7 protein-coding genes, 1 tRNA gene, 2 pseudogenes and 1 riboswitch are annotated in these 13271 nt (G+C 47.1%); of the genes and pseudogenes, 2 read left to right on the top strand and 8 right to left on the bottom strand.

Going from position 1 to position 13271, the window contains the following annotated elements; all coding sequences use genetic code 11:
* The 5 genes from ATN88_RS10640 to ATN88_RS28580 all read right to left on the bottom strand — a co-directional run.
* Positions 1-4094 (bottom strand): S8 family serine peptidase (locus tag ATN88_RS10640; protein WP_157490701.1); only part of this gene is annotated, 4094 nt, incomplete at its 3' end.
* Between the two features lie 857 nt (positions 4095-4951).
* The gene (locus tag ATN88_RS27200) at positions 4952-5467 is read right to left on the bottom strand and encodes an amidase family protein (RefSeq protein ID WP_232313095.1); all 516 of its coding nucleotides are present in this window, start codon (positions 5465-5467) and stop codon (positions 4952-4954) included.
* Positions 5468-5474: 7 nt separating this feature from the next.
* The gene (locus tag ATN88_RS27195; RefSeq protein WP_083539460.1) at positions 5475-6110 is read right to left on the bottom strand and encodes an amidase family protein; all 636 of its coding nucleotides are present in this window, start codon (positions 6108-6110) and stop codon (positions 5475-5477) included.
* A 61-nt stretch (positions 6111-6171) separates the two neighbouring features.
* Positions 6172-6735, bottom strand: a complete 564-nt coding sequence (locus ATN88_RS28585; RefSeq protein WP_332308888.1) for a hypothetical protein — start codon at positions 6733-6735, stop codon at positions 6172-6174.
* Positions 6732-7313: a hypothetical protein gene (locus tag ATN88_RS28580; RefSeq protein ID WP_332308887.1), complete on the bottom strand. Its 582-nt coding sequence runs from the start codon at positions 7311-7313 to the stop codon at positions 6732-6734. The genes ATN88_RS28585 and ATN88_RS28580 overlap by 4 nt, the downstream gene beginning before the upstream one ends.
* A 421-nt stretch (positions 7314-7734) precedes the next feature.
* A riboswitch (glycine riboswitch) is annotated at positions 7735-7828 on the top strand.
* A gap of 110 nt (positions 7829-7938) precedes the next feature.
* On the opposite strand from ATN88_RS28580, the pseudogene ATN88_RS10625 reads away from it, so the two are divergent.
* Positions 7939-9323 (top strand): annotated as a pseudogene (locus ATN88_RS10625) (alanine/glycine:cation symporter family protein).
* 59 nt (positions 9324-9382) lie between these two features.
* Here ATN88_RS10625 and ATN88_RS10620 read toward each other — a convergent pair.
* The 3 genes from ATN88_RS10620 to ATN88_RS10610 all read right to left on the bottom strand — a co-directional run bounded on the left by ATN88_RS10620 (position 9383) and on the right by ATN88_RS10610 (position 10758).
* On the bottom strand, positions 9383-10060 hold the full coding sequence (locus ATN88_RS10620; RefSeq protein ID WP_067415283.1) for an HAD family hydrolase: 678 nt from the start codon (positions 10058-10060) through the stop codon (positions 9383-9385).
* Positions 10061-10304: 244 nt separating this feature from the next.
* Entirely contained in the window at positions 10305-10577 is a 273-nt protein-coding gene (locus ATN88_RS10615; RefSeq protein ID WP_067415279.1) for a DUF6482 family protein, read from the bottom strand.
* A gap of 107 nt (positions 10578-10684) precedes the next feature.
* A tRNA-Cys gene (locus ATN88_RS10610) sits at positions 10685-10758 on the bottom strand.
* A 336-nt stretch (positions 10759-11094) separates the two neighbouring features.
* On the opposite strand from ATN88_RS10610, the pseudogene ATN88_RS10605 reads away from it, so the two are divergent.
* Positions 11095-13250 (top strand): annotated as a pseudogene (locus tag ATN88_RS10605) (adenosylcobalamin-dependent ribonucleoside-diphosphate reductase).
* Positions 13251-13271: the final 21 nt, after the last annotated feature.

The following is a 13271-nucleotide window of genomic DNA, read 5'->3' as shown; positions in this document are numbered from 1 at the left end:
GCCGCGAAGTCATAACCGTGCATGTCGAAAGCAGTACCGTCGTTCTCTGGGTTGTTACTTTCGAGATCGAGATAATCGGGGATGCCGTCGTTGTCAGTGTCTGGTGCTGGGGTAACCGTACCTTGCAGGTTGTTTTGATCAACCATCAAGTCGCCATCGGCGTCGGCAAGACCCGCTTCGATCACATCAGGTATTGTGTCGTTATCTGAGTCGAGATCTAAATCATTCGTAACGCCGTCAGTATCAGCATCGGCGGATCTGCCACCGCCTTGATTGGGCACAACTTTCAACTCAGACAGACGAATTGCACCGCTGTAGAAGCTGGTGTCAACGTAGTAGTCCGGCGTATCGCCCGAAACATTGACTGTGCGTAAAACGTCGTTGTTGCGAAGGTAGGAAACAGCACTTGGCGTCACTTCAATGGCAAGCGTATCTCCCACTGCTACGCTGCCAATGCTACCGCGTGATGAGCCATTTTCGTACACGTAGAGGGTTGTGTTAACAAGGTAGAACGCGAAATCAATATCGGTATAACTCGCTGAGCTCTCAACAGAACCCAAACCAATCATGTTGTAAGTACCGGTCGCGTCGACATTAAACTCAAAGCGGTAGTTATTATCAAAACCGTATGTTGAGAAGCGCGCTGAGTTCGCTTGATAACCCCAACTTCCGCCGTTTGCCGTTAGCTGACCTTCATTGAATGCCGAATTACCAGTCAGCACTGGCCAATCGACAATATCTGCATCAGAGCGCAATTCCAGCTCGTCCGATAAGCCATCGTTATCGCGGTCAATATCTGCATTGTCACCAATGCCGTCACCATCTGCGTCATGGGTTTCGGATGCATCATTAGGGAACACATCGGCATTGTCACCGACACCATCACCATCAGAGTCTTTGGTTTCAGCGTCATCTTCTGGGAAAGCATCGGCATTATCACCCACACCGTCACCGTCGGTATCTTTGGTTTCAGAACTGTCTGTTGGGAAAGCATCGGCATTGTCGCCCACGCCATCGCCATCGGTGTCCGTGTCTTCATTTGGATCAAACGGGAAGGCATCGTAGATATCTAAGGTGCCGTCGTTATCGTCATCCTCGTCGTTTGGATTGGAGATACCGTCGCCATCAGAGTCTTCTGCGCGATCATCGACACCATTTTTGTTGACGTCACCTCCGCCCTCACCATCTTGCAGATTCAGCATACCGTCGCCGTTAGTATCGAAGGCTGCAAAGTGATATCCATGCATATCAAACGCGGTACCGTCATTGGCGGCATTGCGACTTTCAAGGTCAAGGAAGTCAGGAATACCATCGTTATCTGAGTCTGGTGCTGGGTCGACAGACGCTTGAAGATCGATGCTATCGACAGTCAGATTTCCGTCTTCATCCGCTAAACCCGCTTCGATGACATCAGGGATCGTGTCGTTGTCACTATCAAGGTCTACGTCATTTGCATAGCCATCATTATCAGCGTCAGCAGAGATACCTGCACCTTCAATAGGTACAACCTGAAGGGCTGACAACCTGATTGCACCGCTGTAGAAACTTGAATCGACGTAATAGTCCGGCGTCTCACCGCCAAGGTTCACAGTGCGAATAGGATTGTCGTTTCTTAAGTAGGTCACCACGCCTTCTTTTACTTCAATCGCCAGAGTATCGCCCACGGCGACCGTGCCTATCGTTCCAATTGATGCGCCGTTTTCATACGCGTAAAGCGTTGAGTTAACGAGGTAGAATGCAAAATCAATATCCGTATAACTGGCTGAGCTTTCCACAGAGCCCAACCCAATCATGTTGTACGTGCCTGTCGCATCGACGTTAAACTGGAAGCGGTAGTTATCGGTAAAACCATAGCTAGAAAAGCGTGCGGAGTTGGCTTGATAGCCCCAGCTACCGCCATTTGCCGTCAACACGCCTTCATTGAACGCAGCATTACCCGTCAGAACTGGCCAATCGACAATGTCAGCTTGAACGCGAGATTCCAACGTATCGCTCAATCCATCGTTATCACGGTCTACGTCACCGTTATCGCCAACACCATCTCCATCTGAATCCGTGGTTTCATTCGGATCATTCGGGAACACGTCTGTGTTATCACCCACGCCATCGTTATCCGAGTCGGTGGTTTCTTCAGGGTCTAGAGGGAACGCATCATCTTCGTCCGATACACCGTCATTATCGTCATCGGTATCTTGTGAATTACCAATGCCGTCGCCATCAGTGTCGTATTGTTCGTTTGGATCCAGAGGACGCCAATCATCTTCATCATTAACGCCATCGCCATCATCATCGCGATCAGCGTTGTTGCCTATACCATCACCATCGGTATCTACCGACTCTTCCGGATCTTTCGGGAAAGCATCATCGACGTCTAACACTCCGTCGTTGTCATCATCCGTGTCCACATCATCAAGAATGCCGTCTCCATCAGTATCGACAATCACAGACTCCACCAGCCTTTTCATGTCGATGATACCTTCAGAAACCGTTAAGCCGCGCCACGCGGAAACCGGACGCGCAGTATCCAAAACCAGCTGTTTAATTTCTCGGTAAGTCATTGACGGATCCATTGACCACGCCAAGCCCACAATCCCCGTGACAACAGGTGTCGCCTGAGATGTACCGCTGAAGCCAGAATATCCGCCAGAAGAATTGGCGGTATTAAATTCTGTCGGAGCCGCAATATCTACGCTCGTGCGGCCATAGTTTGAATAGCTGATTCGCCCTTCGCTTTGATTTGATGCCGCAATACTTAAAATGTTTTCATTGTCATAAGAGGCGGGATAAACGGGTGCAGCATCAATATTTGAGTTGAAGTTGTGGGAGGCAATAACCATCAAATGGTCGTCGTCTGCGATTTGGGTGATTACATCTTTGAAAGCTTGGCTGTAATCGTTTCTGATACCCCAGCTGTGGTTTGATAAACGCGAACCTTTGTTTGTTGCATAGAGCAAAGATGCCATTGCATCCGATACCGCCGCTGAAAAACTCAGTGGTCCCCCGGTATCCATTAATTGGCATCGCCATGCACTGCCCACGTAGCCAATACCATTATCACCACGCCCACAGATCGTGCCTGCTACCGGTGTTCCGTGTCCCCCAAAGACGCGATTGGTACGGCCATTGATATCGTCGACGATGCCATTGTTGTCGTCATCAACACCGTTGCCTGCAATTTCATCTGAGTTTACCCAGAAGTTACCTTGAAGATCTTCATGACTGCGGAGGATGCCTTGGTCGTAGACCGCAATGGGCCCAATGGCTGTGGCATCGGTAATGGTATCCCACGCTTCATACGCGTTAATTTGATTGAGCCACCACGCATTACCAATGTTGATTCCACCGTTTGATTCATTCGGTGCCAGTGCCCATTCAATTTTGTAATCGGGCTCAGCGTAAGCAACATTGTGATGTGCATTGACAACTTCTACTGCTTCTCGCATCGGCATGTTTTCTGGTAATGCATAAACATGAATGCGAGCTTCAGGTAACGCTGGATTCAGTGCTTGTTTGTGCGCCAAGCCAATATCAGACAACGCCGTAAAGGTATCTACACCATCAGCAATACGTACGGTTATCACACCCGGAATATGCTCAGAGGCAGCCATACGATCGAAGGTTGGAAGTTGTAGAGGATCACGGCCTTGTTGAATTTGATAGTTTTCAAATTTTAACCAGCCCGGTGTTCTCTCTTGTGCCAAATGCGCATTGACTTGATTTACCCAGTATTCACTGAATGGACGTTTTCTCAATGAGTCTTGTAGCCAAGGTCTTTCAGGATCGACAGGATGCTCGATACCGTTGCCAGCAAGACTGTCTTCGAAAGGAATCAAGACAACGGGCTTAGGGTCTATACGCCTTGATGCTGAACCTGTATTCGTGACAAGGTTCTGTTGGCCAATGAGGGTTGGATCTGTCGAAGATTGAGAGAGAGCAATGTCTGATTGGTTTTCGCTGGGTAAAGAGAAAACCACTACCCCGAACACAGCCGAGATTGCGGCGACAATACCAACTTTCAGAAATCCAGACTGAAGTCTGTTCGAATTTGGCTTGTCTTTTGAAACACCCTTCTTGCTCTTGTCTGAAGCAGCCATCTTTTCGTCCCTTAAGCATGACCGCAATACAACTTACGCAATTCTTTGAACGACTAATTAACTGAATTGCATGCTGTAAAAGCAGCCTATAGCGTACAAAATCATCTCGTGAGGAGAGCTTAATCTCGAACACTCGATTCAATTTGTCGCATTTTTACGATTGGGACCAAAAAGCACGTAAAACAAAAATAAACACACTATTTTTAAAGTGTATTTCATGCTTTATCTAAAGTTTGAGTGCATATCTTATTTGTAACCCCATGATGTTATGGATGTTATTTGGATACATAGTGATTAATAAGCACTTAAACGCTTATCAGATACGAAATGACGTACTGTTAGTATTATCTAATAAATGAATATCTTAAACACAGGGTGTTTGGAGTCTTTGTAATAAGTTGCATATTCACACATGAAGCCGCGACAAGATCGAGGTATTTCTTTCTCTGCTGAAACAGAGTGACAGATTTATTGCATTTCAAGAACATTCACAGCCTAAAGCCGACGAAAAAAAGCACAAGGGATACGGAATAAAGCATTTATATTCATGAACTTAAAAAACATTGCTCTCACGTAATTCACCTAGTTATCCACAGAATCTGTGAATAGGTCACAAGCAGACCAAATGCTATAATTCACATATTATTCAATAACTTAAATCATTCTTGACGAAAAAATAAATTTTTCTTGACCTAGTGACGATAATTCTGGTCGTTTTTAGTTGTGAATTACTACGGTATGAAAGCGTTTTCTTAAGGTGTTTTTCTATTGCACATCACAACGTTATGGGCTAGAGAGAACTAGCTATACCGGAGGGTTTGTAGGTATAAGCCTGAAATAGAAGTGAAATGGTTATGTCACATGAACCAGCGAGCAGCTGCGTCAAATAGCAACCTATCTTCGCCTGGCAAAGCAAGGAGTGATACGCCCATTGGTGCACCATTTACATTCACCACTGGCAAAGTCAATTGAGCTAGACCCGCCACCTCGGCAATGGCATACAAACGACGCTGGTTTAACAGGAAAGTGTCATCGACTTCATAGCTCTGTGGTGCTTGACCTGGTGTGGTGGGAATCATCAGAAGTTCGCCGCTGGAAAAAAGACCGCGAAGTGTTTCTGTGAATATTTCTCTTTTCTTTTTCGTCTCGACGAACTCTTTGAAGCTCTTACCTCTTACGCGTTTCAAAAATTCCGCCGTTTCTTCCGAAAGCTTGGGCTTGTAGTGATCAAGCCACTGTCCATATTCAAGGTCAATCTCTCTGCCCAGAATGGTGGTATGTATGTTGTGCGCTTGCGTCAAAATCAACTTGCTGAAATTAGAGATATCTTGTCTCGGCACTTCGTTGGAAGACATCGTCACTTCCCACTCCAACATCGCCTCAATCGGGAGCAGCTCTTGGAACAGTGTTGACGCATATTTGATGCCTTTGAATCGCGCAGCTCTGGGGGGTTTCGTCCAACATTTCTCTGCAATCTGTTGAAGCGTAGGCAGTTTTTTGGCATGATGCTACAGCATCGAAAGAAGGAGAAAGCGCAGCGATACCACGAAGATCGATCATTCCCTGCGATGGACGGTAGCCAAACAGGTTACAGAAAGAAGCCGGAATCAAAACACCACCACAGCAATCATTGCCGATTCCCAGCGTTGCCTTTCCCGTCGAAATAGCGACTGCAATGCCTGAAGATGAACCGCCAAGGCGAGCACCTTTTGCAACCGGATTACTTAACGTAGCAAGAAACGGATTTTGGCCACTCACACTCGTGCCAAAATCGTCGACCTGCGCTTTACCAACCAATTTGCAGCCTGACATCAGCAGCGTTTGGACAACCTGAGCATCTGCTTTTGCGGGTTCATTACCATCAGACCACGCGGGGATTCCAATGCCCGTCACCAGCTCTTTCACGCTCACACAGTCACTGACGACCAGGCTTTGTCGACTTAGAACACCTGAAGGCGCATCTACCCTTTCAGGCGTGAATTGTTGAAGCATGTAGTGGTTATCAAGCATCGTCATACAGGTTTATTTCCCTCGCATATTCATAAGCTTAAGACGAATTTTAGGTTTTTGCTCAAAACTAGCTCAGATTTTGGCACTGCTTGATTAATGCATTGTAGTTCGACTTAAAGTCGTCACTCGTAAAGTACTCATCGTTGATCTTCAAACGTCGGCTTTGCATCCAACTTTCAGGTGAAGATCCTTGCCCATACGGTATTTCATATACGAAAAAATGTTGGTTTTGGTGCAAATAAATCAAATTCGCAGCCACTCTCAACGGACGATATTGTTCATTGAGATACAGCGTAAAAGTACCGCTGCAATCATTCACAATGTATGAGCCATTTTCGCTTCTGATTGCAATGTAAGGCGAATCTGATTCGGTATATGAAGCCAGTGCCCAACTGCCAGACAAATTAGTGAGCTGTAAAAACGGTTTGTGTGTCGTATCCATTAGGTCCGACACTGTTTCGCTCACATCTTCAACAATGACTTCAACCTCTTCCGGCATCACCTTGGCGTGAAGTACTTTCAATGCAGGTTCCGCAGGTGGTGGCGGGCTACCCACTATCCAATGTTTTACGCTGACCCAATTTACGTGGTTGTAGCCATAGAAGCCCCCGCCAATAAGTGACAGCGTCACGACAAGCGGAACGCTGCGCGGCTTAACCAAGAGGTAATTGAAGCAAGTTGAATGCTTGGCGCATTATGCAAGTCCGTCTCAAGCACTTCATTTTCAGAGAGAGCACGTCGCAAATCACCAGCCAGTTTGTTTTGCTCACTGACTGCTTCATCTTTCTGCGCTTTCAATCTATTGCGCTCGTCTTTTAGCAAGACAATCTCGCCTTCCAGCTGTGCGATCTTTCGCTGAAAGCCCGTGCTATCGCCACCGCTTTGGGTTTTCATTCCTGATTTTGCTTGTGCAAGCTGTGCTTTTAACAATTGATTCAGCGCGTGTAGCTCATCACGTTCTCTTCTGATTTTCTGAACTTCAGCATCTGACACGCCTCCGTTTCCCATCGATACCGATGCTGGAGGTGTCAAAAAACCATCCCCTTTCCCCTTGGATACATTCTCATATGCATGACGCACCAATTGCATCAACGCTTTTGAGCCGCCTTTATCCGGGTGCACACGATGAGACAGCAACTTGTATCGCTGCTTAATAACGGTGTCAGAGTCGCCTGACTTCGTGCCGAGGAGTTCGTTAAACGTGGTCATTCAAAATCAATTAAAAATGCAGATATCGTTATATCGGCGAAAAGGACTGGAACTTAAGTGAATCCTTCACAGGTTCCGTGCTGCAGGTTAGCTAGGTATTCCCTCCCTGTCTCATCTTTAAGATAGTAACGATCTTGGGTTGCTGCTCATCATTGTGTCGATTTTTTGTTGTGGATTCGTTTTTTAAGATCAATACAGAAACATAGAAATATACATTTATTAAACAAACAGCCTTTTGACATCACTTTTCACTCTAAATCTCTATTTTCAATTGCATTCCTAAAACTGTGATCTATGATACTTGCGAAAATTTGATGTTCCGATGAAGACAGCAGGAGAGAGATGGCTTTCGCCATCCGCCGAAGAAGTAAATCTTTCAGGCACCTGATTACGCATTTGCGTAAAGGTATGGACTGTTGTTGGAGGAGCCTCTGGAGAGAACCGTTGAATCGGTCGCCGAAGGAGCAAACTTGATTTCAAGTGAAACTCTCAGGCAAAAGGACAGAGGAGATAACTGCAGTAAAGCTCGCGCTTTAGTGCTGCTTTTTGCAGCTATTCTCCTCCTTTTAATTTAAGCCCAACTTTCATCACTTTTCTTCGAAAGCTTGGCGTTAAAGGGGGAATCATGAACCACTCACTACATAACTTTCTAGAAATCGTCGACAACCTTGTCTGGGGTCCACCACTCCTGCTTTTACTTGTCGGTACCGGTATTTATTTCACTTTCCGCCTCGGCGCAATCCAAGTCTTTAAGTTGCCATTAGCACTGACATACATCTTCAAAAAAGAAGAAGGTGTAAAGAGCAAAGGTGACGTTTCCAGTTTTGCCGCGTTGTGCACTGCCCTCTCTGCCACGATTGGTACAGGTAACATTGTTGGTGTAGCTACTGCTATTAAGCTAGGTGGTCCAGGCGCATTATTCTGGATGTGGATGGCTGCCCTCTTCGGTATGGCGACAAAATATGCCGAGTGTTTGCTGGCTGTGAAATACCGCGAAAAAGATGCGAACGGCAACATGCTTGGCGGCCCAATGCTTTACCTTGAAAAAGGTGCAGGCCAAAAATGGCTGGCGAAGTTGTTCGCTTTTTTCACCGTAGGTGTTGCCTGCTTTGGTATCGGTACCTTTCCGCAAGTCAATGCGATTGTCGATGCGAGCCATATAGCGTTTAACGTACCAAAAGAAATCACCGCGATTGTCCTGACCATTCTGGTCGCGGCCGTCACCATTGGTGGGATCAAATCCATTTCAGGCATGGCCAGCAAAATCGTTCCAACCATGACCGTTATCTACGTCACGGCGTGTGTGGCTATTTTGGTTAACAATGCGAGTGCCATTCCCTCTGCGATTAGCCTGATTGTTGAATCCGCATTTACCAGCACGGCGGCAACCGGTGGTTTTGTCGGTGCGAGCATTATGCTTGCTATTCAATCTGGCGTAGCCCGCGGTGTTTTCTCAAACGAATCTGGTTTGGGTAGCGCCCCAATGGCCGCAGCTTCTGCGCAAACTAACTCCTGTGTGCGTCAAGGTCTGATTTCAATGGTCGGTACCTTCCTCGACACCATCATCATTTGTTCAATGACGGGTCTCGCATTGGTTCTAACTGGCGTTTGGTCGATGGAAATCGAAGGCGCGAAAATGACCACAGAAGCTTCTCACTGGGTTTGAATCAAAGCTTTGGCCCAATGATTGTAGCGATTGGTCTGATGTTCTTCGCCTTCACCACCATTTTGGGTTGGAACTACTACGGTGAGCGTTGTGTGGTGTACCTGTTTGGTCAACGTGCAGTGTTAACTTACAAAATCGTGTTCATTGGATTGGTATTGTCAGGCGCATTTATCAAGCTAGACATGATTTGGCTGATCGCCGACATCGTGAACGGACTGATGGCTGTGCCTAACCTGATTGGTTTGATCATCTTGCGTCAAGTTGTCGCAGATGAAACCAAACTGTACTTCGAAGCACTGAAAAATCGCATCGCCTCAGAATCGGGTGAAAAGGCAAACGCCTAATACCAAGAGAAACGAGTACAACAGGATCAAAAACAGCACCCTAAGGTGCTGTTTTTCTATTACGCCGATTTGGCTTTAATCATGTCGGTTAAGCCGAGCTTACCGAAGATAGCGTCGTAATGGACAAAGTTTGGAATGCGTGTGTGGTGTTTAACATTGTTACCCACAGCAACGAACTCATACCCTAGTGTGTTCGTCGCCATTTTGTCCCACTCACCGTCACCGAAATACACACGGCGGCTGAACATGGCACCCGTGTCTTGTTTGGCACGGAATGCAGCCAGTGCCATGATTTCGCTTCGTGTCATCGCATCTGAGCACGATGCAAAGCTAACACCGCTAATGTCGAAACCCGCTGCACGTAGCTTCATTTTCGCCGACTCTTCCCAACCGCCCGTGGCAATCGCAAGCACCACGTTTTCATGCGCCTTCATATCGTTAACAAACGCAATGGCACCCGGCGTTGCCACCAGATCGTTGCTGTTTGACGCAATGTAAGCACGTAGTTTTTGCAAAAAGAGTGATTTTACTTCTCGAAGGATACGCATTCTTTCTTGGCGCATCCCTTGTTGGCCGATCAGTTCTTCCAAAATCCCCACGTCGGTGACGTTGGTGAAGTGCTCCCAGTCAGCCAATTCAATTCCCATTACTTCTTCTACAGCAGAACGAAAGCACTCTGAGTCAAAATCGTAACTGTCGATGAGCGTGCCATCGACATCAAGCATAAACAAATTCATTGCGCGCCTTCCCTCAAATCTCTTTATTTCACAGTTCTCAATGCTGATTTGATACTGCGCTGGCGTTCCTTTAGCAGGCACCCGATAGCGTCTTACTGCTTTGTCGTCTTTCGAAGATATCTAGTGATAGTAGACGCACATCTAAGGCGTCGCACAGTGTATTGAAAAAATGTGATAAGGGAATGTCTGACGGCGCAATGCGTGTCAGTTTAAGTTGAAATTGTGAGATGGCGTCGGGCGGAAATCACGGAATGGGGATGGTGTAACTGCTTGAATCACATGCAGCTTCTCCGATCATTTCGTCGTAAACGCTGTCAATTTGCAGCTCAGCTTCTTGGAAGCCTTTCTCGGCTAAATGTGACTTGGCGCGTTGCAAGCATTCGAAGTAAATCAGCTCCCCAACTTTGTCTCGGTCATACGTTTTAATACCGTTACCAATATCTACCGCGGTGAGGTACTTACCTGAATCGCCACAGCTAACAATGATCGCCGTTTGACTCGATGAATGTGCCTGCATAGCTTTTTCCTCGAAGAAGGTTTCGAGTAGGTACGCGAAGCAATACACTGCAGATCAGTTGGGTAATTTGTAACGTAAAGGGAATTTATAACTTGGGGAGAAGAAAATGGAGGCGCGTCCCGGAGTCGAACCGAGGTCCACGGATTTGCAATCCGCTGCATAGCCACTCTGCCAACGCGCCTTTGAGTGTTCAGAGGAATCTCTGTCTACGGGGCTGCATTATAGGGATGAAGCGCAGCAACGCAACGACTTTTTTCGCCTTTTCTTCTGAGTGTTTCTGATTTGATCACTTTGACTAAAAATAATGCGAATCAAGGCCAATCGGTTGCATTTTGAGAGGCTTTGGATGAACAACACACTATGCTGTAAAGAGAAGTGAAATTTCTCGCAAAAAGAGTGTTTGTCAAGACTTGAAGATCACACCATATAGTGGTTTGATCTGCGCCCTGCCAATAAGAGCCACTACATAGCGGCTTTCGCTCAACCAGACGGCATTACTTTTGAGGTGCAATTTATAATGGCTAAAACCAAGTCAGCTTCTGATATCGAATCCACTGGCGTACTCGCAATTCCATACCAAGATACGTCGATGGAAATTTGGGACAGCAAATACCGCCTGAAGAGCAAACACGGTGACGCAGTCGATGCGACACTGGATGACACCTTCAAGCGCGTTGCTCGTGCACTTGCAGATCTGGAAGATAAATCTGTACAGGAAAAATGGTACCAAGAATTTTTGTGGGCACTTCGTCACGGTGCAATCCCAGCGGGCCGTATTACGTCCAACGCTGGCGCGTTTGAGCACAAGCCTGCAACGTCTACCATCAACTGTACTGTAAGTGGCACCATTGAAGACTCAATGGATGACATTCTGGGTAAAGTTCACGAAGCAGGTCTGACCCTGAAAGCTGGCTGTGGTATCGGCTACGACTTCTCTACCCTTCGTCCTCGTGGCGCATTCGTATCTGGCGCAGGTGCATACACCTCTGGCCTCTGTCATTTATGGATATCTACGACAAAATGTGTTTCACCGTATCGTCTGCTGGCGGTCGTCGTGGCGCACAAATGGGTACCATGGATATCCGTCACCCAGACGTGATGGAGTTCATCCGTGCGAAGCGTGAAGATGGTCGTCTGCGTCAGTTCAACCTGTCGCTGCTGATCACTGAAGAATTCATCGAAGCTGTGAAGAACGATGGCGAATGGCAATTGATCTTCCCAGTGACCGCAAAAGAAGCGCGTCAAGACGGTACTGATCTGCAAAACGACGAAACCATCGTTTGGGCAGATTGGCCGAGCAAAGACGGTCTGGTTGAAGACGATAAAGGCCGCGTAGCGTGTAAGATCTACCGCACCATGCCTGCGCGTAACCTGTGGAACGTGATCATGTCGTCTACTTACGACTACGCGGAACCAGGCTTTATCCTGATCGATAAAGTAAACCAGATGAACAACAACTGGTTCTGTGAAGACATCCGTGCAACGAACCCATGTGGTGAGCAGCCTCTGCCTCCTTACGGTGCGTGTCTGCTAGGTTCTGTGAACCTGACTAAGTTCGTACGTGACCCGTTCACTGAAAATGCACGTTTCGATTGGGAAATGTACCGCAAGGTTGTTTCTATCTTTACCCGTATGCTGGACAACGTAGTTGAAATCAACCAACTGCCTTTGGAAAAGCAACGTGAAGAAATCGAAACCAAACGTCGTCACGGTATGGGCTTCTTGGGTCTGGGTTCTACCCTGACTATGCTTCGCCACAAATACGGTAGCGCAGCATCTATTGCATTCACTGAGCAAGTTTCTCAGGAAATGGCAATCACTGGTTGGGAACAAGCGATCGCTCTTGCAGAAGAGAAAGGCGCAGCACCAGTGATGAACAAAGATTTCGAAGTAACACCAAAAATGATGCGCCTGCGTCCTGAAATGGCAAAAGACGGCATCAAAGTTGGCGACAAAGTGAAAGGTAAAGTCCTTCACGCGAAATACAGCCGCTATATGCAGCTTATTGGCGAAGTACGCCCAGACCTGATCGAGAAGCTCGTTGCAACCGGTGGTCGCTTTACGCACCACAGCTCAATTGCGCCAACCGGTACAATTTCTCTGTCACTGGCGAACAACGCAAGTAACGGTATCGAACCAAGCTTTGCGCATCACTACACGCGTAACGTGATCAAGCCTGGTAAGAAGTCGAAAGAAAGCGTAGACGTATTCAGCTTCGAGCTGCTGGCTTATCGCGAACTGATTAACCAGAAAGCGATGCCTTACAGCACCAAAGAAGACGAGCAACTGCCTGAGTACTTCATCACTGCTGATGACATCACACCGAGCCAGCACGTAGAAGTGCAAGCGGCAGCGCAGCGTTGGATTGACTCTTCAATTTCGAAGACAGCGAACGTACCGACTGACTTCCCATTTGAAGACTTCAAAAACATTTACATGGATGCGTATGACAAGGGTCTGAAAGGTTGTACTACCTTCCGCTTCAACCCTGAAGTGTTCCAAGGTGTTCTGGTAAAAGAAGAAGACTTGGAAAACACCACCTACGTATTCACACTGGAAGATGGCTCTACTTTCGAAGCGAAAGGTAACGAGAAGATCGAGTACGACGGTGAAATCCACTCGGCTGCGAACCTGTATGACGCACTGAAAGAAGGCTACTACGGTAAGTTCTAACTGTAGATAACGCACATAAAA

Source organism: Enterovibrio coralii, from assembly GCF_001559595.1.
Lineage (GTDB): Bacteria > Pseudomonadota > Gammaproteobacteria > Enterobacterales > Vibrionaceae > Enterovibrio > Enterovibrio coralii.
Note: the sequence above shows the minus strand (reverse complement) of the source record. Positions and strands in the feature narration are given on the sequence as shown.

Excerpts from the sequence above, each read along its gene's own strand:
- ATN88_RS27195 (WP_083539460.1), bottom strand. The coding sequence starts at position 6,110 with ATGACGATGCTTGATAACCACTACATGCTTCAACAATTCACGCCTGAA.
- ATN88_RS28580 (WP_332308887.1), bottom strand. The coding sequence starts at position 7,313 with ATGACCACGTTTAACGAACTCCTCGGCACGAAGTCAGGCGACTCTGAC.
- ATN88_RS10620 (WP_067415283.1), bottom strand. The coding sequence starts at position 10,060 with ATGAATTTGTTTATGCTTGATGTCGATGGCACGCTCATCGACAGTTAC.
- ATN88_RS10615 (WP_067415279.1), bottom strand. The coding sequence starts at position 10,577 with ATGCAGGCACATTCATCGAGTCAAACGGCGATCATTGTTAGCTGTGGC.